At 71.8% G+C, this 19,843-nt stretch carries 22 protein-coding genes; 5 read left to right on the forward strand and 17 right to left on the reverse strand.

Annotated elements, in window-relative coordinates; genetic code table 11:
- Positions 1-72: 72 nt before the first annotated feature.
- Positions 73-774 (reverse strand): hypothetical protein, encoded by a 702-nt coding sequence (locus AB0H83_RS03370; protein WP_360086081.1) that lies wholly within the window; start codon positions 772-774, stop codon positions 73-75.
- A 379-nt stretch (positions 775-1,153) separates the two neighbouring features.
- Here AB0H83_RS03370 and nirB point away from each other — a divergent pair, with 379 nt between their 5' ends.
- From nirB to AB0H83_RS03385, 3 genes are all read left to right on the forward strand, one after another.
- Positions 1,154-3,604 (forward strand): nitrite reductase large subunit NirB, encoded by a 2,451-nt coding sequence (gene nirB / locus AB0H83_RS03375; RefSeq protein ID WP_360086083.1) that lies wholly within the window; start codon positions 1,154-1,156, stop codon positions 3,602-3,604.
- Complete coding sequence (nirD, locus tag AB0H83_RS03380) at positions 3,601-3,948, forward strand: nitrite reductase small subunit NirD (protein ID WP_360086086.1); 348 nt, start codon at positions 3,601-3,603, stop codon at positions 3,946-3,948. The genes nirB and nirD overlap by 4 nt, the downstream gene beginning before the upstream one ends.
- A 133-nt stretch (positions 3,949-4,081) precedes the next feature.
- Entirely contained in the window at positions 4,082-5,176 is a 1,095-nt protein-coding gene (locus AB0H83_RS03385; RefSeq protein WP_360086496.1) for a uroporphyrinogen-III synthase, read from the forward strand.
- Here the strand turns inward: AB0H83_RS03385 and AB0H83_RS03390 are convergent, their stop codons facing one another.
- From AB0H83_RS03390 to AB0H83_RS03405, 4 genes are read right to left on the reverse strand one after another with little or no spacing between them, the layout of a single operon-like run.
- Positions 5,177-5,422 carry a DUF2630 family protein gene (locus tag AB0H83_RS03390; protein WP_360086089.1) on the reverse strand — a complete coding sequence of 82 codons (246 nt, stop codon included), beginning with the start codon at positions 5,420-5,422 and terminating at the stop codon, positions 5,177-5,179.
- Between the two features lie 28 nt (positions 5,423-5,450).
- Positions 5,451-6,266, reverse strand: coding sequence for a bifunctional hydroxymethylpyrimidine kinase/phosphomethylpyrimidine kinase (gene thiD, locus AB0H83_RS03395; protein WP_360086092.1), 816 nt, complete (start codon positions 6,264-6,266; stop codon positions 5,451-5,453).
- Between the two features lie 48 nt (positions 6,267-6,314).
- Positions 6,315-7,967 (reverse strand): ATP-binding cassette domain-containing protein, encoded by a 1,653-nt coding sequence (locus AB0H83_RS03400; protein ID WP_360086095.1) that lies wholly within the window; start codon positions 7,965-7,967, stop codon positions 6,315-6,317.
- A gap of 3 nt (positions 7,968-7,970) precedes the next feature.
- Complete coding sequence (locus tag AB0H83_RS03405) at positions 7,971-8,597, reverse strand: methyltransferase (RefSeq protein WP_360086098.1); 627 nt, start codon at positions 8,595-8,597, stop codon at positions 7,971-7,973.
- 137 nt (positions 8,598-8,734) lie between these two features.
- On the opposite strand from AB0H83_RS03405, the gene AB0H83_RS03410 reads away from it, so the two are divergent.
- Entirely contained in the window at positions 8,735-11,341 is a 2,607-nt protein-coding gene (locus tag AB0H83_RS03410) for a hypothetical protein (RefSeq protein WP_360086101.1), read from the forward strand.
- A gap of 13 nt (positions 11,342-11,354) precedes the next feature.
- Here the strand turns inward: AB0H83_RS03410 and truA are convergent, their stop codons facing one another.
- The 12 genes from truA to secY all read right to left on the reverse strand — a co-directional run bounded on the left by truA (position 11,355) and on the right by secY (position 19,711).
- Positions 11,355-12,185 (reverse strand): tRNA pseudouridine(38-40) synthase TruA, encoded by an 831-nt coding sequence (gene truA / locus AB0H83_RS03415; RefSeq protein ID WP_360086104.1) that lies wholly within the window; start codon positions 12,183-12,185, stop codon positions 11,355-11,357.
- 75 nt (positions 12,186-12,260) lie between these two features.
- Positions 12,261-12,824, reverse strand: a complete 564-nt coding sequence (gene rplQ, locus AB0H83_RS03420) for a 50S ribosomal protein L17 (protein WP_360086107.1) — start codon at positions 12,822-12,824, stop codon at positions 12,261-12,263.
- 29 nt (positions 12,825-12,853) lie between these two features.
- Entirely contained in the window at positions 12,854-13,879 is a 1,026-nt protein-coding gene (locus tag AB0H83_RS03425; protein WP_033357644.1) for a DNA-directed RNA polymerase subunit alpha, read from the reverse strand.
- A gap of 113 nt (positions 13,880-13,992) precedes the next feature.
- On the reverse strand, positions 13,993-14,619 hold the full coding sequence (gene rpsD, locus AB0H83_RS03430; RefSeq protein WP_033357645.1) for a 30S ribosomal protein S4: 627 nt from the start codon (positions 14,617-14,619) through the stop codon (positions 13,993-13,995).
- A 14-nt stretch (positions 14,620-14,633) separates the two neighbouring features.
- Entirely contained in the window at positions 14,634-15,044 is a 411-nt protein-coding gene (gene rpsK, locus AB0H83_RS03435; protein ID WP_033357646.1) for a 30S ribosomal protein S11, read from the reverse strand.
- Between the two features lie 41 nt (positions 15,045-15,085).
- The gene (rpsM, locus tag AB0H83_RS03440; protein ID WP_033357647.1) at positions 15,086-15,466 is read right to left on the reverse strand and encodes a 30S ribosomal protein S13; all 381 of its coding nucleotides are present in this window, start codon (positions 15,464-15,466) and stop codon (positions 15,086-15,088) included.
- Positions 15,467-15,644: 178 nt separating this feature from the next.
- Positions 15,645-15,761, reverse strand: coding sequence for a 50S ribosomal protein L36 (rpmJ, locus tag AB0H83_RS03445; protein WP_014687778.1), 117 nt, complete (start codon positions 15,759-15,761; stop codon positions 15,645-15,647).
- Positions 15,762-15,836: 75 nt separating this feature from the next.
- Positions 15,837-16,058 (reverse strand): translation initiation factor IF-1, encoded by a 222-nt coding sequence (gene infA / locus AB0H83_RS03450; RefSeq protein WP_007073013.1) that lies wholly within the window; start codon positions 16,056-16,058, stop codon positions 15,837-15,839.
- A gap of 185 nt (positions 16,059-16,243) precedes the next feature.
- Complete coding sequence (locus tag AB0H83_RS03455) at positions 16,244-16,774, reverse strand: DUF1707 domain-containing protein (RefSeq protein WP_360086114.1); 531 nt, start codon at positions 16,772-16,774, stop codon at positions 16,244-16,246.
- Between the two features lie 102 nt (positions 16,775-16,876).
- Positions 16,877-17,716 carry a type I methionyl aminopeptidase gene (map, locus tag AB0H83_RS03460; RefSeq protein WP_360086117.1) on the reverse strand — a complete coding sequence of 280 codons (840 nt, stop codon included), beginning with the start codon at positions 17,714-17,716 and terminating at the stop codon, positions 16,877-16,879.
- A gap of 4 nt (positions 17,717-17,720) precedes the next feature.
- Entirely contained in the window at positions 17,721-18,374 is a 654-nt protein-coding gene (locus tag AB0H83_RS03465; protein ID WP_203845095.1) for an adenylate kinase, read from the reverse strand.
- Entirely contained in the window at positions 18,374-19,711 is a 1,338-nt protein-coding gene (gene secY / locus AB0H83_RS03470; RefSeq protein ID WP_360086121.1) for a preprotein translocase subunit SecY, read from the reverse strand. The genes AB0H83_RS03465 and secY overlap by 1 nt, the downstream gene beginning before the upstream one ends.
- Between secY and AB0H83_RS03475 the strand changes: the two genes are divergently transcribed.
- Positions 19,641-19,799 carry a hypothetical protein gene (locus tag AB0H83_RS03475; protein ID WP_360086512.1) on the forward strand — a complete coding sequence of 53 codons (159 nt, stop codon included), beginning with the start codon at positions 19,641-19,643 and terminating at the stop codon, positions 19,797-19,799. The genes secY and AB0H83_RS03475 overlap by 71 nt on opposite strands.
- Positions 19,800-19,843 lie beyond the last annotated feature (44 nt).

The following is a 19,843-nucleotide window of genomic DNA, read 5'->3' on the forward strand; positions in this document are numbered from 1 at the left end:
TGAGAACCGTCGGTTCCGTGATTGTGAGAACCGCTGTGCGAACCGCCGAGGTGACGGGGACGGGCGGGCCGGCTATGCCTTGGTGAAGGTCCAGGTGCCGGTGTCGGGGCCGCCCTGCGGCGGGCCGAGCTTCAGGGTGGTGCCGCCGGAGCAGTCGTAGCTGCTCTTCTTCAGCACGGGCTGGGCGTCGACCGCGCCGCCGGTGTCGGCGGTGCCGGTGCCGGCGAAGTCGGCGATCGAGGACTTGTCGGCGACCCGGACCGCGGCGGGGCTGGTCAGGTCGACCGTGACGGTGAGGGTGCTGAAGTCGACGGTGCCGGTCGGCTCCCAGGTGCCGGTCGCCGCGGTGGCGGTCTTGATGGTGCCGTTGACCTTGCCGCCGTAGCTGAAGCTGCCCTTGACGTCGCCGCCGGAGACGGTGAACGCGAAGGTCACCGGCTGCATCGGGCCGAAGTCGACCTGGGTCTTGCCGGCCGCGTCGACGGTCAGCGTGGTGCCGCCGCCGCCGGTGAAGGTGCCCGTGACGGGGCCGCTGAGCTTGCCGGACAGGCCGGTCGCCTTCCAGGTGCCGACCAGGCAGGGCGCGGCGGAGCCGGTCCCGGTCGTGCCGCCGGGCGCACCGGACGAGGCGCCGCCCGAGGTCGCCGCCGAGGCGCCGGCCGAGGTCGTGCCGCTGCCGGCGGCGCCCGGGGTGCCGGTGCCGTTGCTGCAGCCGGCGAGTCCGATGCCCAGCGCCGTTATGGCCACGATGGTGACCTTGGCGGTCGAGCGCATCTGGTTCCTCCTCATATCGGGGTCTGTCTCCATCTACCCCCGCGAGCAGATCGTCGAACCCTATCGTGGGAGGATCTGGCCCGCCCGCGACCGGGCCAGATCGATCGATCACCGTCGACGCCGTGCCGGCCCGTGACGGTAACTTCCTGCTCAAGGGTCGTGTGAGGCGCTCTTAGCAGGCGCGAAACATTCGGGACTTTGGAGCGAAACCGCTCAGCGGCAGCCTTTTGGCCATGTCCGAAGCGGTCGCCATCCCCAGCTCGCGTCCCGGCGTCATGCCGGCCGCCGCCGGTAACAACGCCGAAACCGTGCGGCCACATCCGCGTCACCCACAGGCACGACCGGTCGCAACGGCCGCCGTCGATCTCGGTGATGTCCGATGAAGGTCGTCGTCGTCGGCCACGGCATGGTCGGGCACCGGTTCGTGGAGGCGTTGCGCGCCCGCGACACCGACGACCGGTGGGAGATCACCGTCCTGGCGGAGGAGAGCCGTCCGGCGTACGACCGGGTTCGGCTGTCGGCGTTCTTCGACGGCGCGACCGCGCAGGACCTGACCTACGACGTGCCCGACGGGGTCGACCTGCACCTCGGCGAGCCGGCCCTGGCGATCGACCGGGCGGCGCGGAAGGTCACCACCGCCCACGGCATGTACGAGTACGACGCCCTCGTGCTGGCCACCGGCTCGTCCGCGTTCGTGCCGCCGATCAGCGGCGTCGACCAACCCGGCGTGTTCGTCTACCGCACCCTGGACGACCTGGAGGCGATCCGGGCGCACGCCGCGGGCCGGGAGGTCGGCGCGGTCATCGGCGGCGGCCTGCTCGGCCTGGAGGCGGCCAACGCGCTGCGCCTGCTCGGCCTGCGCACGCACGTGATCGAGTTCGCGCCGCGGCTGATGCCGGTGCAGGTCGACGAGGCCGGCGGCGCGGTCCTGCGCAAGTACGTCGAGGACCTCGGCGTCCGGGTGCACCTGGGCGCCGCGACGACCGCGATCCGCCCGAGCCAGTCCGTCAACGCGACCCTCGCGCTGACCCTGTCCGACGGCGCGCACATCCCGGCCGACATCGTCGTGGTGGCCGCCGGCATCCGGCCGCGCGACGAGCTGGCCCGCACGATGGGGCTGACCACGGGGGCGCGCGGTGGGGTGGTCGTCGACGCGGGCTGCCGCACCGAGGACCCGGCGGTGTACGCGATCGGCGAGTGCGCGGAGATCGACGGCCGCTGCTACGGGCTGGTCGCGCCCGGGTACGCGATGGCGGAGGTCGTCGCGGACCGGCTGCTCGGCGGCGACGCGTCGTTCCCGGGCGCGGACACGTCCACGAAGCTGAAGCTGCTCGGCGTCGACGTCGCGAGCTTCGGCGACGCGCTGCGCACCGACCTGCTCGACGTGGTCTACCTCGACCCGGCCAGCGGCACGTACGCGAAGCTGGTCCTGTCCGACGACGCGCAGACCCTGCTCGGCGGCATCCTCGTCGGCGACGCCAGTGCCTACCCCGCGCTGCGGGCCAGCGTCGGCGGCCCCCTGCCGGCGAGCCCCCTGGCGCTGCTGGCCGGCGACGCGCCCCGGGCCGCGCTGTCCGAGGACGCCCAGATCTGCTCGTGCAACGCCGTCACCAAGGGCCAGATCACCGCGGCCATCCACGAGCAGGGCTGCACCGACGTGGCCGCGCTCAAGGCGTGCACCCGCGCCGGCACCAGCTGCGGCTCCTGCGTACCGCTGCTCAAGCAGTTGCTCGCCGAGGGCGGCGTGGTGGCCGGCAAGGCGCTGTGCGAGCACTTCAGCCAGTCGCGGGCGGAGCTGTTCGACATCATCCGGGTCCGCGGCATCCGCACGTTCTCGCAGCTGGTCGCCGAGCACGGCACGGGCCGCGGCTGCGACGTCTGCAAGCCGACGGTCGCCTCGATCCTCGCGTCGCTGCACAACGACTACGTGCTCGACGGCGAGCAGGCCGCGCTGCAGGACACCAACGACCACTTCCTGGCCAACATCCAGCGCAACGGCACCTACTCGGTCGTCCCGCGCATCCCCGGCGGCGAGATCACGCCCGAGAAGCTGATCGTCATCGGCGAGGTCGCCCGCGACTTCAACCTCTACACCAAGATCACCGGTGGGCAGCGCATCGACCTGCTCGGCGCCCGGGTCGAGCAGCTGCCGGCGATCTGGCACCGGCTCGTCGAGGCCGGGTTCGAGTCCGGGCACGCGTACGGCAAGGCACTGCGCACGGTGAAGTCCTGCGTCGGGTCCACCTGGTGCCGCTACGGTGTGCAGGACTCCGTCGGGCTCGCCGTCGAGCTGGAGCTGCGGTACCGGGGGCTGCGCGCGCCGCACAAGCTCAAGTCGGCGGTGTCCGGTTGCGCCCGCGAGTGCGCCGAGGCCAAGGGCAAGGACTTCGGCATCATCGCCACCGACAACGGGTGGAACCTGTACGTCGGCGGCAACGGCGGCTTCCGGCCCCGCCACGCCGACCTGCTCGCCGGGGACCTGAGCACCGAGGAGCTGATCCGGCTCGTCGACCGGTTCCTGATGTTCTACATCCGCACCGCGGACCGGCTGCAGCGCACCTCGGCGTGGATCGAGGGCCTGGAGGGCGGCCTGGACTATCTGCGGGCCGTGATCGTGGAGGACTCCCTCGGCATCGCCGAGGAGCTCGACGCCATGATGGCCCACCACGTCGGCTCCTACGTCGACGAATGGCAGGCGACGATCAACGACCCCGACCGGCTGGCCCGCTTCGTGTCGTTCGTCAACGCGCCGGACACCCCGGACCCGACCATCTCCTTCGCTTCCGAACGTGGACAGCCCGTTCCCGTCGTCCTTGGAGTGCGCTCATGAAGTGGACCGTGGTCTGCCCGTACCCCCGCCTGGAGCCGGAGCGTGGCGTCGCCGCCCTGGTCGACGGGGCGCAGGTGGCACTGTTCCGGGTCCACGACGGCGGGGTGCACGCCATCGGCAACCTCGACCCGATCAGCGGCGCGGCGGTGCTGTCGCGGGGCATCGTCGGCAGCCGCGGCGACGTGCCGACGGTCGCGTCGCCGATGCACAAGCAGGCGTTCGACCTGCGCAGCGGCGAGTGCCTGGACCAGCCCGGGGTGCGGGTGCCGGTGTACCCGGTCCGCGTGCGCGACGGCCTGGTGGAGATCGCGACGCCCGCGGAAATAACCGAGGCGGCCGCGTGAGCGGGCCGGAGCGCAGCGGAGGAGCCGCGAACCATGGGCACAGTTTCGGCTCGCGGCGGCGCCGGAGCGCAGCGGAGGTGACGTCGTGAGTGCGAGCAGCACGTTGGAGGCACGGCCGGCGTCCGGGGAGGATCTGCCCCTCGCCGGCTTCACTGTGGCGGTGACCGCCGACCGGCGCCGCGACGAGCTCAGCGCGCTCCTGGAGCGCCGCGGCGCCCGGGTCGTGCTGGCCCCGGCGCTGCGGATCGTGCCGGTCGCCGACGACACCGAGCTCAAGGCCGCGACCGTGTCGTGCGTCGACATCCCGCCGGAGATCGTGATCGCGACGACCGGCATCGGCCTGCGCGGCTGGATCGAGGCCGCCGAGGGCTGGGGTCTCGGCGAGGCGCTGCGGTCCCGGCTCAGCGACGCGTACCTGATCGCCCGCGGCCCGAAGGCGAAGGGCGCCGTCCGCGCCGCCGGCATGCTGGAGGCCTGGTCGCCGGACACCGAGAGCTGCGACGAGGTCCTCGACTACCTGCTCGGCGGCGGGTTCCCGGGCGGCATCGCCGGCCGGAGGATCGCGCTGCAGCTGCACGGCGAGCCGCACCCGGAGTTCACCACCGCGTTGCGCGACGCCGGCGCGGTCGTCGTGGAGATCCCGGTGTACCGGTGGGCGCCGCCCGTCGACCCGGCGCCCCTGCGGCGGCTCGTCGACCTGATCTGCTCGCGGCTCGTCGACTCGGTCACGTTCACGTCGGCGCCGGCGGTCAGCTCGCTGCTGCGCGTCGCCGGCTCGGAGGCGCCGGACGTGCTGGAGGCGCTGCGCACCGACGTCCTGGCGGCGTGCGTGGGCCCGGTGACCGCCGCGCCCCTGAAGCGCCTCGGCGTGCCCGTGGCGGCACCGCAGCGGGCCCGCCTGGGCGCGCTCGTGCGCATCCTCGTCGACGAGCTGCCGAAGCGGGCCCCGACGCTGTACGTGGCGGGCGCCGCGGTGACGCTACGCGGCCACGCCGCGATCATCGACGGCACGCTCAAGCCTCTCGCCCCCGGCCCGATGGCAGTACTGCGGGCGCTCGCAGCGTCACCCGGACGGGTGCTGTCCCGGGCGGCGCTGCTGCGTGAGCTGCCCCGCGGCGCCGACGAGCACGCGGTCGAGATGGCCGTGGCCCGGCTGCGGGCCGCGCTCGGCGGCTCGGCGTTCGTGCAGACGGTGGTGAAGCGCGGCTACCGGCTGCGAGTCGACTAGTTACTGCAGGTAGTGCTCGACCTCGTCGAGGGTGTGGGCCTGGACCTCGTCGGGTGAGACGCCCTGCAGCTTCGCCGCCCGCCGGCGGCGCAGCAGGTCCCACAGCTGGTCGAGCTGTGCCTCGATGTCGCCGAGGCGGTCGTGCTCCTCCTGCTCGGTGATCTTGCCGGTCTGCAGCTGCGTGCGGAGTTTGTGCTCGTCGTCCACAAGCGCGGAGATCTGGTGCAGCAGCGTCTTCTCGTCCATACCTGCATTCTGCCCGCTGTCGCGGTCGTTACCGCAGGGTGAGGGCCGACCAGCCGAACTGGTCGATGGGGCCGGTGCCGGCGCCGATGCGCCAGTCGGCGGCGTCGCTGATCGCCCGGCCGACGAACCCCTTCGACCAGGCGATCGCCTCGGCCGGGTCGTCACCGAGCGTGAGCCGGGCCGCGACCGCGGTGGCGAACGTGGCGCCGCTGCCGTCGGTGTTGCGGCTGGTGACCCGCGGGCTGCGCAGCAGCCTGGCGGCGCCGTCAGCCCAGACCACGTCGATCGCGTCGCCCGCGGCGACGAAGTCGCCACCGGTGATCACCACGTACCGCGGACCGCCCGCCGCCAGCTGCGCCGCCGCCTTCGCCATGTCGTCGGGCGTGACGACCTCCCAGCCGACCAGCAGCGACGCCTCCTCCCGGTTGGGCGTCGCGACCAGCGCGTGCGGCAGCAGCCGCTCCAGGGCCGCGGCCAGCCCTCTGCGGGACGCGCCGGCCGACCGCGGGTCGCCGGTCGTCAGCACCGGGTCGACCACGAGGTTCGGCAGGGCGCCGGAGCGGGCGCGGACGGCGACCGCGATCGCCGTGTCCGGGTTCGGGAACATGCCCGTCTTCACCGCGGCCACCGGCAGGTCGTCCAGGACGCTGCCGAGCTGCCCCGACACGACGGTCGTCGGCTGCGGGTACACGTCGGTGACGCCGCGCGTGTTGCGTGACACCACCGCCGTCACGACCGACGCGCCGTGCATCCGCATCGCGGCGAGCGTGCGCAGGTCAGCCTGGATTCCGGAACCACCGGACGAGTCGGACGCGCCGACGGTGAGCACAACACTGGGATCCACCCGGCCATGTGAGCACGTGGTGACGCAGCGCCACGGACAGGGCGTCCGTCAGCCGCGCCCCTCCCACACCGGCTCCGGTACCTCCACCACCTCGCCGTCGGCGCGGAACAGCACGAACCGGTCGAACGAGCGGCTGAACCAGCGGTCGTGCGTCACCGCGATCACGGTGCCGTCGAACGTGCGCAGCCCCTCCTCGAGCGCCTCGGCGCTGGCCAGGTCCAGGTTGTCCGTCGGCTCGTCGAGCAGCAGCAGCGTCGCCCCGGACAGCTCCAGCAGCAGCACCAGGAACCTGGCCTGCTGGCCGCCGGACAGGGTGCCGAAGCGCTGGTCGGCCTGCGCCGCCAGCTCGTACCGGGACAGCGCCGGCATGGCCTGCGGCCTCGGCAGCCCGCTGCGCCAGTCGTCGCCGCGCCACAGGATCTCCACGAGCGTCTTGTCGAGCAGCTCTGGCCGGTCGTGGGTCTGCGAGAAGTGCCCGGGCCGCACGCGCGCGCCGAGCCGGACCGTCCCGCCGTGCGCGACCGGCGCGATCTGTGCCCCGATCGGCGTCTGCGTCGGGTCCGAGTCGGTGCCGCCCCGGGCGAGCAGCCGCAGGAAGTGCGACTTGCCGGTGCCGTTGCCGCCGAGGACCGCGACCCGGTCGCCGTACCAGATCTCCAGGTCGAACGGGTACGTCAGCCCGTCCAGCTCCAGCTGCTCGGCCACGACGGCGCGCTTGCCGGTCCGCCCGCCGGACAGCCGCATCCGGATGTCCTGGTCCTTCGGCGGGGTCGGCGGCGGGCCGGCCTCCTCGAACTTCTTCAGCCGGGTCTGCGCCGCCTGGTACCGCGACGCCAGCCCGTCGTTGTAGGCGGACTTCGTCTTGTACATGAGCACCAGGTCCTTGAGCTTCTGGTGCTCCTCGTCCCAGCGGCGGCGCTGCTCGTCGAGGCGCTCGTGCCGGGCGACCCGGGCCTCGTGCCAGGACGCGAACCCGCCCGGGTGCACCCACGCCGAGCCGCCCTCCACCGCCACGACCCGGTCCGCGGACCTCGCGAGCAGCTCGCGGTCGTGCGACACGTACAGCACCGACTTCGGCGACTCGCGCAGCCGGTCCTCCAGCCAGCGTTTCCCCGGTACGTCCAGGAAGTTGTCGGGCTCGTCGAGCAGCAGCACCTCGTCGTCGCCGCGCAGCAGCAGCTCCAGCGCGAACCGCTTCTGCTGCCCGCCGGACAGGGTCCGCACCGGCCGGTCGCGGGTCTCGTCCCACGGCTTGCCGAGCGCCGCGACGCTCACCGTGTCGAAGAGGACCTCGGCGTCGTACCCGCCGGCCTCACCCCACGCGGCCAGGGCGTTCGCGTACCGCAGCTGCGCCTTCTCGGTGCCCTCGGCATGCATGGCGAGCTCCGCGGCGTGCAGCCGCTCGCCGGCCGCCCGCAGCTGCCCGGGGGCCAGCTCCAGCGCCAGGTCGTACAGGGTGCGGTCGTCGCCGATCATGCCGATGAACTGGCGCATCACGCCCAGCCCGCCGGCCCGCGCGATCGCGCCGGCGCGCACCGGCAGGTCGCCGGCGACCATCTTCAGCAGCGTCGTCTTCCCTGCGCCGTTCGGCCCGACCAGCGCGACCTTGGCGCCCTCACCGACCCGGAACGACACCTCGGCGAACAGCTCACGACCATCTGCGAGGGTGTGCCCGACCCCTGCCACGTCCACGTATCCCACGAGTCAGGCATTCTGCGCGGCGCCGGCCGTCCCGTCGCCCGCTTTTCGCACGCGGAGGATCCGGAAGCCCTTGTGGTTGGCGTACCGCTCGGCCTCGAACCCCTGCTCGACGAGCCACCGCTGCAGCGAGTCCGAGCCCAGGTTCTTGGCCACGACCAGCCACGCCGTGCCGTCCGGGGTCAGCCGCGGCAGCCACCGCAGCAGCAGCGCGTGCAGCTCCGGCTTGCCGATGCGGATCGGCGGGTTGGACCAGATCTGCGTGAACCCGACAGTCTCCGGCACCTCGTCCGGCAGCACGGTGATCACGTTCGGCCCGGAGTTCTCGCCGGCCAGCTCCAGCGCCCGCTGGTTGACGTCGACGGCGTAGATCGTCGCCCGCGGGGCGCTCGCGGCGAGGACCGTCGCGATCGGCCCGTATCCGCAGCCGAGGTCCAGCAGGTGCCCGGTGGTGCCCTCGTCCGGCAGCGGCGCGCGCTGCAGCAGCACCGACGTGCCCGGGTCCAGCCGGTTCGCGGAGAACACCCCGGCCGAAGCGACCAGGCGGAACTCCCGGTCGTGCACGGTGAACACCACTTCGTGACGGGTGGCGGCCGCCGCGGGATCGGCGGTGAAGTAGTGCTCGCCGGACACGATGCCCCTCCTTCGACCGGTATCGCAATGCATTGTCCCCAAGCAGGTGAACGGCCCTGCTCTCGCCCCACTCGTTCGGATTGCGCGAAACATCGCCGATACGCCACCACCCAGGAGGGTCGGCTACCCTGTGCGACATGACTTCTGGGAACGAGCAGCGCCGGAAGCGGCGATCCGACTCGTTCCGCCGGGACGAGGCGGACGAGGCCGACAACTGGTTGGCCGGGCTCCGCGGCAGCGGACCGGACCCGTTCTCGGCCCCGCCGCCCGCGTTCGACGAGCCTGGATTCGACGGCGGTCCCCATGGCGGGCGGCCGGGTCGTTCGCGTCCTGACGATTCCCCGAGCGGGTCGTTCCGTCCTCCGCGCGACGACTCCCCCAGCGGCTCGTTCCGGGCGGCGCCGCCGGCCGGTCCCAGGGTGCCGGAGGGGCCTGCCGGTGGCGGGCGGCGCCGGGCCCGCGGGGACGACCCGCCGAGCGGTTCGTTCCGCCCCCCTCGCGACGATTCCCCCAGCGGCTCGTTCCGTCCTCCGCGCGACGATTCCCCCAGCGGCTCCTTCCGGGTGCCGCGCGACGACTCGCCGAGCGGGGTGTTCCGGCCGTTGCGGGACGACACCGCCGGTGGCGCGTTCCGGCCGGTGCGCGACGAGCCCACCGGCCCCCGGGCCGGCCGCGGCGACTCGCCCAGCGGGGTCTTCACCCGCCCGGCCGCACCGCCGCCCGCACGTGCCGCGATCGAGCCGCCGCTCCCTGTCGAGCCCACGCCGCCTGGCGGCCGGCGCCGGGCCCGCGCCGACGAGCCTTCCGGCGGCAGGCGCACCCCTGAGCGTCGCCCTTCGGAGTCGTACGACCACGGCCCCGCCCTCGAGCCGATCATCAAGCCCCTCGCGGACTACACCCCGCCGAGCACCACGACCGAGCCCCCGCCGCTCGTGCCGATCTTCCCGTCGATGCGCCCCGAGAGCAGCCCGACCAGCGGTGGCGCGACCAGCCGCCGGGCCCGCCGCGCCGCGGACGAGCCGGACCCGACGTCGACGGGCGCCCGCCGGCGGTTCGACGAGCCGGCCCCGCCCGCCGGGCGCCGGGCCCGCCCCGACGCCCCCGAGGACGTCACCGGCGGCCGGCGGTCCCGGGCCACCGAGGACCCGGCCGCGTTCCGCCGCGACGACACCGGCACGTCCCGCCGCGGCCGCGGCGGCTTCGAACCCGTCGGCCCCGACACTGGCATCGGCCGGCAGCGCTCCGGCCCCGGCACCGGTGGCGGGCCCGCCACCGGCTCCGGTTATGCCCCCGGCGCCGAACCGGGCCCGGTCTCCGGCCCCGCGTACGGTGGCCCCGGCTCAGGCCCCGCCTTCGGCGGCTCGGTCTCGGGCCCCGGCCCCGGCTACGGCAGCGGCAGTCCCGGCGGCCGGCGCGGCGGCTTCTACACCGGCGCCCCCGACGAGACCACCGCCCTCCGCCGGGACGAGACCGGCGGCCTGCGCCGCGACGACACCGCCGGGCTGCGCCACGACGACGTCGCCGGCCCGCGGCGCGACGACACGACCGGCTTCCGCCGGGACGACACCGGCGGGCTGCGGCGCGACGACACCGGCACCGGGCGCCGCGGGCGCGGCTTCGACGACATCCCCGCCCGGCGCGACGACACGGGCACCGCACGGCGCCGGCGGGACGGGTTCGAGCCGGTCGGCTCCGACCGGGGCGGCGCCGGCTACGAGCCGCACAGCGCCGCGTTCGAGGCGAACGGCACCGCCACCCGGCGACGCCCCGGCGCGGACGAGGCGCCCCACCAGCGGCGGCCCCTCGACGACGGGCTGCCGTTCGACGAGCCGGCCGGCGCCGGGCGGCGCGGCAGGGGACGCGGCACCGGGGAGTACACCAGCGGCGGCACCCAGCGGGCGCTGCGGGAGCCACCGGGCAACCGCCCAGCCGGCCGCCCCGACAACGGGCGCCCGGGCAAGTCCCGCACCACCGTCGCCGACCCGGTGGGCGTCCAGCACCGGCCGCACCGCTGGATCGCCGCACTGAGCGCCATCGGCGTGTTCGTCGTGCTCGCCGCGTGCGGCCTGGGCTCGTGGTTCATCTTCAAGGACGAGAAGAACGGGCCCGACTCGGCCCGCTCCAGCGCCACCTCCGGGCCGAAGAAGCGCGACATCAGCAGCCGCCAGGTCGACCCCGCCCCGCTCACCGAGGCCGAGGTCTTCCCTCAGAACAACATCGTCGCGGTGGCGAACGAGCCACCGTACGTGATCCTCAAGACCCAGGCCTCCCCCGACTGCAAGACCGCCGCGACCGATGATCTCGCCACGCTGCTCGCCGGCGCCGGCTGCTCCGAGGTCGTCCGGGCGACGATGAAGTCACCGAACGAGGAGTACCTGATCACCGCCGGCATCTTCAACCTCGACAGCGAGAAGGCCGCCGCCACCGCCTTCGACGGCGTCAAGCCCATCGTCGACGGCCAGAAGGGCCGCTTCGCCGGCATGAGCGTCGGCGCGGGCACCGGCACCGACGCCATCGTGCGCGCCCCCACCCAGCTCGGCTGGAACTACCGCGGGCACTTCATGGCCTTCGTCGTCATCGCCAGGGTCGACGGCAAGGAGTTCACGCCCGACGACCCGTACCCGAACCAGATCACGTACGACATCGTCGAGACGTACCTGGAGAACGGCATCATCGGCAACCGCGCCATCGTCCAGCCCGACGCCACCCCGGCGGCGTCCCTGCCGGCCGCGCCACCCAGCTGACGGCGCCGGCCGGTCAGGCTGCGGGCTGGTCCTCCGCGTCGCGGCGGCGGCGGGTCAGTTCCGAGCGGGCGAGCAGCTCGGCGGGGTCGTCCGGGTAGCGCACCTCCACCAGCGCCAGCCCGTGGGCCGGGGCGACCGTCACCTCGTCGGCGCGGACGCGGCGGGTGAGCAGGCCGGCCGGCCACGAGGCGGGGCGGCGGCCGTCGCCGGCGAACAGCTGGGCGCCGACGAGGCTGCGGACCATCTGCTGGCAGAACGCGTCCGCCTGGACGGTCGCCACGAGGATGCCGTCGGGGTCGCGGCGCCAGTCGAGGCGGTTGACCGCCCGGATCGTCGTGGCGTGCTCCTTGCGGCGGCAGAAGGCCGCGTAGTCGTGCTCCCCCACGAGACCCTCGGCGGCGGCGTTGAGGGCGTCCAGGTCCAGCGGGCGGGGCCAGGCGACCGTGTCGTGCCGGCGCAGCGGCGAGGCACCCCAGACGGCGTCGGTGACGCGGTACTCGTACCGGCGGGAAAGGGCGGAGAACCGGGCGTCGAACTCGGGCGGGACCTCGGCGGCGGCGAGCACCCGCACGTCCGGCGGCAGCAGGCCGGCGAGCTTGCGCAGCAGCGCGGTGGCGAGGGTCTCCCAGCGCTCGGCGGGGACGTCGACGTGGCAGACCTGGCCGGTGGCGTGGACGCCGGCGTCGGTGCGGCCGGCGACGGTCAGGCCCTCTGCGGTGCCGAACAGGCGGGTCAGGACGGCGGTCAGCTCACCGGCGACGGTGCGGCGGGTCGGCTGCACGGCCCAGCCGGAGAAGTCGGTCCCGTCGTACGCCACGTCGAGGCGGACCCGGATGCTGCCCAACGCTTCACCCTCCAAAGAAAATCGGCCCGGCACCCGATGACGCAGGGTGCCGGGCCGTCGAATGCAGGCCTGTGATCAGGCCTTCTTCTCGCCGTCCTCGTCCGCGGCCGGCTCGTCCGCCGACTCCGCGGCCTCGTCGGCGGCCGAAGCCGACTCAGAGGTGGAGGCAGCAGCCGCGGCGGGAGCCTCGTCCGTGTCCTCGCCCGCCAGGACCGCGAGCTGGTCGGCCTTGGCGGCCTTCCGGGCGGCGGCCTTGCGCGGCGCCGACGCGGCGGCGACCTCGAGCTCCTCGACCAGCTCGATGATCGCCATGGGAGCGGCGTCACCCTTGCGCGGGCCGGTCTTCACGATCCGGGTGTAGCCACCCGGACGGTTGTGGAACCGCGGCGCGATCTGGTCGAACAGCTGGAACACCACGTCCTTGTCGCGCACCACGGCGAGCGCTTGACGGCGCGCGTGCAGATCGCCGCGCTTGGCCTTGGTGATGAGCTGCTCGGCGAGCGGGCGCAGCCGCTTGGCCTTCGTCTCGGTGGTCGTGATGCGTCCGTGCTTGAACAGTGAGGTGGCGAGGTTCGCCAGCATCAACCGCTCATGCGCGGGGCTGCCGCCGAGGCGGGGACCCTTGGTGGGCGTGGGCATTGGGGCTCCTCAAATCGAACAGCAGCCGGTTAGAGCTGCTCGGTCTCGCGGTAGTCGTCGGTGTCGTCGTAGGAAACATCGGCGAACGAGTCCACGACGTGTGCCGGGTCGAACGTCGGGGCGGAGTCCTTGAGACCCAGACCCATCCCGGCGAGCTTCATCTTGACCTCGTCGATCGACTTCTGACCGAAATTCCTTATATCGAGGAGGTCTGCTTCCGTGCGGCTGATCAGCTCCCCGACGGAGTTGATGCCCTCGCGCTTGAGGCAGTTGTACGAGCGGACGGTGAGGTCGAGCTCCTCGATCGGCAGTGCCAGGTCGGCAGCGAGCTGCGCGTCCTGCGGCGACGGGCCGATGTCGATGCCTTCTGCGGTCTCGTCGAGCTCGCGGGCCAGGCCGAAGAGTTCGACGAGGGTCGAGCCGGCGGAGGCCAGCGCGGTGCGGGGGGTCAGCGACGCCTTGGTCTCGACGTCGATGATGAGCCGGTCGAAGTCCGTGCGCTGCTCGACACGGGTGGCCTCGACGCGGTAGGTGACCTTGAGCACCGGGGAGTAGATCGAGTCGATCGGGATCCGGCCGATCTCCTGGCCCTGCTGCTTGTTCTGGTTGGCGGTCACGTAGCCGCGCCCGCGCTCGACGGTCAGCTCCATGTCGAGGCGGCCCTTGCCGTTGAGCGTGGCCAGCTTCAGGTCGGGGTTGTGCACGGAGACGCCGGCCGGGGGCTGGATGTCGCCCGCCGTGACGTCACCGGGGCCCTGCTTGCGCAGGTACATCGAGACCGGCTCGTCGTGCTCGGAGCTGACGCACAGCTCCTTGACGTTCATGACGAGCTCGACCACGTCCTCCTTGACACCGGGGATGGTGGTGAACTCGTGCAGGACACCGTCGATCTTGATGCTGGTCACTGCCGCGCCCGGGATCGAGCTGAGCAGGGTGCGACGCAGCGAGTTGCCGAGGGTGTAGCCGAAGCCCGGCTCGAGCGGCTCGATGGTGAACTTGGACCGGGTCTCGCTGATGGACTCTTCGGCGAGGCTCGGACGCTGGGAGATGAGCACTTTCGGTTCCTCCAGTTCGTTGCGCGCCCGCTATTTGACGCGCTCCGAGAAAGCGCACGCTGTCCGGTGCGCTCCGGGGGCGGAGCGTGACGCCCCGCCCCACAAGCCAAGAACTACTTGCTGTAGAGCTCGACGATCAGCTGCTCCTGGACCTGGGTGTCGATGACCTGCCGGGCCGGCAGGCTGTGCACCAGGACCTTGAGCTCGCTGGGGATGAACTCCAGCCAGGCGGGGACGGTCTTGCTGCCCGCGAGGCCCTGAGCGATCTGGAACGGGGTCAGCTCCCGCGACTTCTGCCGCACCTGCACGATGTCGTGCTCGCGCAGCCGGTACGACGGGATGTCGACCTTCTTGCCGTTGACCTGGATGTGGCCGTGGCTCACCAGCTGGCGGGCCGCGTCACGCGAGGTGGCGAGGCCGGCACGGTAGACCACGTTGTCGAGGCGCGACTCGAGGATCTTGAGCAGCTCCTCACCGGTCTTGCCGGGCTTGGCCACAGCCTCGTCGAAGTAGCCGGCGAACTGACGCTCGAGGACGCCGTAGATGCGGCGGGCCTTCTGCTTCTCGCGCAGCTGCAGGAGGTACTCGGTCTCCTTCGGCCGCCCGCGGCCGTGCTGGCCGGGCGGGAAGGGACGCGACTCGAACGGGCACTTCGGCCCGTCGCACTTGCTGCCCTTGAGGAACAGCTTCATCTTCTCGCGCCGGCAGCGACGGCAGTCGGCACCTGTGTAACGAGCCATTTCTATCTCTTCCCTTAGACCCGGCGGCGCTTCGGCGGACGGCAACCGTTGTGCGGCTGCGGCGTGACGTCAGAGATCTGCCCGACCTCCAGGCCGACGGCCTGCAGCGAGCGGATCGCGGTCTCCCGGCCGGAGCCGGGACCCTTGACGAACACGTCGACCTTGCGCATGCCGTGCTCCATCGCGCGACGGGCGGCGGCCTCGGCGGCCAGCTGCGCGGCGAACGGGGTCGACTTGCGCGAGCCCTTGAAGCCCACCTGGCCGGCCGAGGCCCAGGAGATCACAGCACCGGTCGGGTCGGTGATCGACACGATGGTGTTGTTGAAGGTGCTCTTGATGTGCGCCTGCCCGTGGGCGACGTTCTTGCGTTCCTTGCGCCGGACCTTCTTGACAGCGGTCGCGCCGGCGCGAGCCTTCGGCGGCATTCTCTATGCGCTCCTAGATTGTTTCTTCTACCGACCGACTACTACTTCTTGCCCGGCTTCTTCTTGCCGGCGACCGTGCGCTTCGGACCCTTGCGGGTGCGGGCGTTGGTCCGGGTGCGCTGACCGCGCACGGGCAGGCCCTTGCGGTGCCGGATGCCCTGGTAGCAGCCGATCTCGACCTTGCGGCGGATGTCCGCGGCGACCTCGCGGCGCAGGTCGCCCTCAACCTTGAAGTTGGCCTCGATGTAGTCGCGCAGCTGCACGATCTCTTCATCGGTCAGGTCACGAGCCCGCTTGTTGCCGTCGATACCGGTGGCGGCGAGCAGCTCGATGGATCGGGTGCGCCCGATGCCATAGATGTAGGTAAGTGCGATCTCGGTGCGCTTCTCGCGCGGGAGATCGACACCAACGAGACGTGCCATAGGTGGGCGTGCTCCTTGCGTGTGCGGAGGTCTGAGCCCGCTCCACTCCCGTCTGCCCACAGACGGGCCCCGGCCTCCGACCGGGGGTGCAGCCCACGCGCTCCGCGCGTCATGCGCGGTGGCCCGGGGCTGGAACGGGCTGAAACATGGTGGTGCTGGGTGGATCTGCCGCCTGGGCTCAGCCCTGGCGCTGCTTGTGGCGCGGGTCAGTGCTGCAGATGACCATGACCCGGCCGTGCCGCCGGATGATCCGGCAGTTGTTGCAGATCCGCTTGACGCTCGGCTTGACCTTCACGGTGTGCCTAACTCTCGCTGCGCACCCCTACATGGGAGCGACAGTCCCGACCGTTTCCTGGGAACCGACACCGATTTACTTGTAGCGGTAGACGATGCGCCCGCGAGTCAGGTCATACGGCGACAGCTCGACGACCACTCGGTCCTCGGGCAGGATGCGGATGTAGTGCTGCCGCATCTTCCCGCTGATATGCGCCAAGACCTTGTGGCCATTGGCGAGCTCCACCCGGAACATGGCGTTCGGGAGTGGCTCGATCACTCGGCCCTCGATCTCGATGGCCCCGTCTTTCTTCGGCATGTCCTCCGCTACCTGACGATCGGGTTGGGTGTGACGCGTGCATCCTTTTCACGATCCCTATGGAGGGATCGCGCCAGCCGCGGCTCAGGCCTGCCACTAGAAGCGCGTGGGGGCATGCCTGAGTGGACGCTTTGCGCCAATGAACGAGTCTACGCGCGGGGAACGCGTTGCACCAAATCGGGGGGTCAATCCTCGTGGCGCTGCCGCCGGCGCTCGCGCCGCTGCTCCCTCGCGGCGTCCGGGCCACCGGCCAGATAGGTGCTCACCGAAGTGGCGAGGAGCACGGCGCCGAACGGCCCGGCGACCCACATCGGCCAGAAGTAGACGGCGTCGCCGCTGGAGATGCTGACGAGCGCCCAGATCACCACGTTGACGGTGACGGCGATCAGCCAGCCGCTCCAGATGCCCAGCAGCCAGTTGGGCTGCCGCCTGAACTGGCCCTTCGCGCCGCTCGCCGGCTCGGGGCGGGCCGGCGCGGCGGCGTAGCCACTGGCCGGCGCCACGGCGGCGTCGTCGACCGGGTGGAATCCGGGCAGATCGCTGAGGATGACGTCGAGGTCACCATACGTCCGGGCGGCGTAGGTCTCCTTGAGCCGGTCGTCGTACTCGCCGAGTGACAGCCGCCCCTCGTCGAGCGCCGCCTTGAGCCGCTCCGCCACGAACTGCCGGTCGACGTCGGCCGCGCGCAGGTGCTCCCGCCGATCCGCCAGCGCCATTGCCATCCTCCCCCAGTCGCGTTCCCGCACGAGAAGCATCCCATCCGGCGATGCCGCTCTTCCACCCCACCATCGCAGAAGCCGCCGGGGCGGGCCCGTGGGCTACGCGCTGACCTGCTGGCGGGCCGTGACGAGGTCACCGAGGCGGGCGCGGCCGCCGTCGGGAGCGGTGAGCACCCAGACGCCGTCGTCGCAGATGGCCATCGTGTGCTCGACGTGGGCGGCGACGGAGCCGTCGACGGTGACCACGGTCCAGCCGTCGTCGAGCTCGGCGACCTTCGGCTTGCCCTTCGTGATCATGGGCTCGATCGCGAGGGCCATACCGGGGCGCAGGGCGGGGCCCTTGCCGGGGCGGCCGGAGTTCTCCACGAAGGGGTCCTGGTGCATGGCGCTGCCGATGCCGTGGCCGCCGTAGCCGTCGACGATGCCATAGCGGCCGGCCTTGCGCACCGAGGACTGGATCGCGAAGGAGATGTCGGTGAGGCGGCCCTTGCCGGAGCGGACCCCGCGGGCCGCGGCGGCGATGCCGGCCCACATGGCGTCCTCGGCCACGGTGACGAGCCGGCGCAGGTCGTTGCTGATCTCGCCCACGCCGACGGTGATCGCGGCGTCGCCGTGCCAGCCGTCGAGCTCGGCGCCGCAGTCGATGGAGATCAGGTCGCCGGAGCGCAGCACCTGACGGGCGCTGGGGATGGCGTGCACGACCTGGTCGTTGACGGACGAGCAGATCGAGGCAGGGTAGCCGTGGTAGCCCTTGAAGGACGGGATCGCGCCGGCGGCCCGGATGGTCTCCTCGGCGATCGCGTCGAGGTCGGCGGTGGAGACACCGGGCGCGACGGCGGCCCGCATGCGGGCGAGCGCGTCGGCGACGACGAGCCCGGCGCGGCGCATGCGGCCGATCTCGTCAGGCGTCTTGAGCTCGATCTCGACCTGGTGCGCCACGGGCTCAGCCGCCGTAGGAGCGCAAGGCGTCGATCGCGCGGACGGTCACGTCCTCGACCGGCCCCGTGGCGTCGATGCCCACCAGCTTGCCCTGCGCGCCGAAGTAGTCGACGAGGGGCGACGTGTCGCGGGCATACACCTTCAGGCGCTCGGCGATCGTCTCGGCCTTGTCGTCGTCGCGCTGGAAGAGCTCGCCGCCGCAACGGTCGCAGACGCCCTCGTGGACGGGGGCGTCGAACTCGACGTGCCAGATCTTGCCGCAGCCGCGGCAGGTCCGGCGGCCGGAGAGCCGCCGGATGACCTCTTCGTTCTCCACCACGAGCTCGAGCACGAGGTCGAGGCCGGTGCCCAGGTCGGCGAGGAGCTTGTCCAGGGCGTTGGCCTGCGGGACCGTGCGCGGGAAGCCGTCGAGCAGGAAGCCGTCGGCGGCGTCGCCCTCGGCCAGCCGGTCGGACACCATGTTGATGGTGACCTCGTCTGGGACGAGCTGACCGGCGTCCATGTAGCGCTTCGCCTCCACGCCGAGCGGGGTGCCCTGCCCCACGTTGGCGCGGAAGATGTCGCCGGTGGAGATTTTGGGCACGGCGAGGTGCGCGGCGATGAACTCGGCCTGGGTCCCCTTGCCCGCCCCGGGGGGACCTACCAGCACCAGCCTCACTACCGGAGGAACCCTTCGTAGTTGCGCTGCATGAGCTGGCTCTCGATCTGCTTTACCGTCTCGAGGCCCACACCAACAATAATGAGCACCGCGGTGCCGCCGAACGGGAAGTTTTGCAGAGCCTGTCCGCCACCGACGATCCCGATGAGCAGGTTGGGCAGGATCGAGATGATGCCCAGGTAGAGCGCGCCGGGGAGGGTGATGCGGCTGAGGATGAAGTCCAGATACTCGGCGGTCGGCTTGCCGGGGCGGATGCCCGGCACGAAGCCGCCGTACTTGCGCATGTTGTCCGCGACCTCGGTCGGGTTGAACGTGATCGATACGTAGAAGTACGTGAAGAAGATGATCAGGGTGAAGTACAGGATGATGTGCGCCGCCTTGTCCTGGGCCACGATGTTGCGCTGGATCCACAGGATGGTGCGGTTCGTGGTGTCCTGACCGGCGAACGAGGTCGCCAGCTGCGGCAGGTACAGCAGCGAGGAGGCGAAGATGACCGGGATGACACCCGCCTGGTTGACCTTCAGCGGGATGTAGGTCGACGTCCCGCCGTACATGCGGCGGCCGATCATGCGCTTGGCGTATTGCACCGGGATGCGACGCTGGGCCTGTTCGAGGAAGACCACGAAGGCGATGACGACGACGGCCAGGCCGACGATCACGAAGAAGGTCGTCTTGTCGTCCTGCCAGATCTGGATGCCCTCGTGGGGAAGGCGGGCCGCGATCGAGGTGAAGATGAGGACGGACATGCCGTTGCCGACGCCGCGGTCGGTGATGAGCTCGCCGAACCACATGACCATGCCCGTGCCGGCGGTCATCGTGACGACGAGGGCCGCGAGGGTGAGCCACAGCGGGATCTTGCCGGTGTCCGGGATGACCGGGAACTGGCTCTGGTCGCAGGCGCCACCGAAGAGCTGGCCGGACCGCGCCAGGGCGACGATCGAGGCGGCCTGCAGCACGCCGAGCCCGAGGGTCAGGTAGCGCGTGTACTGGGTGATCTTCGCCTGACCGGACTGGCCTTCCTTGCGCAGCTGCTCCAGGCGCGGGATCACGACGGTGAGCAGTTGCAGGATGATGCTCGCGGTGATGTACGGCATGATGCCGAGCGCGAAGACTGAAAGTTGCAGCAGTGCGCCACCGGAGAACAGGTTCAGCAGGGTCGCGACCCCCGCGGTGTCACCGCTCTCGACGATGTCGAGGCACTTCTGCACGTTGCCGAACGACACGCCAGGGCTGGGCAGCGTGGCCCCGACCCGGTACAGCGCGATCATGAGCAATGTGAACAAGATTTTGTTGCGCAGGTCAGGCGTGCGAAACGCGCTGGCAAAGGCGGAGAGCAACGTTCTTCCTCCTGCGCAAGGCGGCCTGGTGGCCGACGAGGTGGGGTCCTGGTGGTGCGTGGTGCCGGTGGTGCAGCTGAGCGGATGAGTCGAGTGTGTTACTGCGACAACGGACTCTAACAGGATGCCCGC

It is taken from the genome of Dactylosporangium sp. NPDC050688, from assembly GCF_040654515.1.
Lineage (GTDB): Bacteria > Actinomycetota > Actinomycetes > Mycobacteriales > Micromonosporaceae > Dactylosporangium.

Coding starts and splice junctions, on each gene's coding strand:
- AB0H83_RS03370 (WP_360086081.1), bottom strand. CDS start 774: ATGCGCTCGACCGCCAAGGTCACCATCGTGGCCATAACGGCGCTGGGC.
- AB0H83_RS03455 (WP_360086114.1), bottom strand. CDS start 16,774: ATGGCGCTGGCGGATCGGCGGGAGCACCTGCGCGCGGCCGACGTCGAC.
- AB0H83_RS03410 (WP_360086101.1), top strand. CDS start 8,735: ATGACTTCTGGGAACGAGCAGCGCCGGAAGCGGCGATCCGACTCGTTC.
- nirB (WP_360086083.1), top strand. CDS start 1,154: ATGAAGGTCGTCGTCGTCGGCCACGGCATGGTCGGGCACCGGTTCGTG.
- rplQ (WP_360086107.1), bottom strand. CDS start 12,824: ATGCCCACGCCCACCAAGGGTCCCCGCCTCGGCGGCAGCCCCGCGCAT.
- rpsM (WP_033357647.1), bottom strand. CDS start 15,466: ATGGCACGTCTCGTTGGTGTCGATCTCCCGCGCGAGAAGCGCACCGAG.
- nirD (WP_360086086.1), top strand. CDS start 3,601: ATGAAGTGGACCGTGGTCTGCCCGTACCCCCGCCTGGAGCCGGAGCGT.
- rpsK (WP_033357646.1), bottom strand. CDS start 15,044: ATGCCGCCGAAGGCTCGCGCCGGCGCGACCGCTGTCAAGAAGGTCCGG.
- AB0H83_RS03390 (WP_360086089.1), bottom strand. CDS start 5,422: ATGGACGAGAAGACGCTGCTGCACCAGATCTCCGCGCTTGTGGACGAC.
- AB0H83_RS03475 (WP_360086512.1), top strand. CDS start 19,641: ATGAGCAATGTGAACAAGATTTTGTTGCGCAGGTCAGGCGTGCGAAAC.
- infA (WP_007073013.1), bottom strand. CDS start 16,058: ATGCCGAAGAAAGACGGGGCCATCGAGATCGAGGGCCGAGTGATCGAG.
- rpsD (WP_033357645.1), bottom strand. CDS start 14,619: ATGGCTCGTTACACAGGTGCCGACTGCCGTCGCTGCCGGCGCGAGAAG.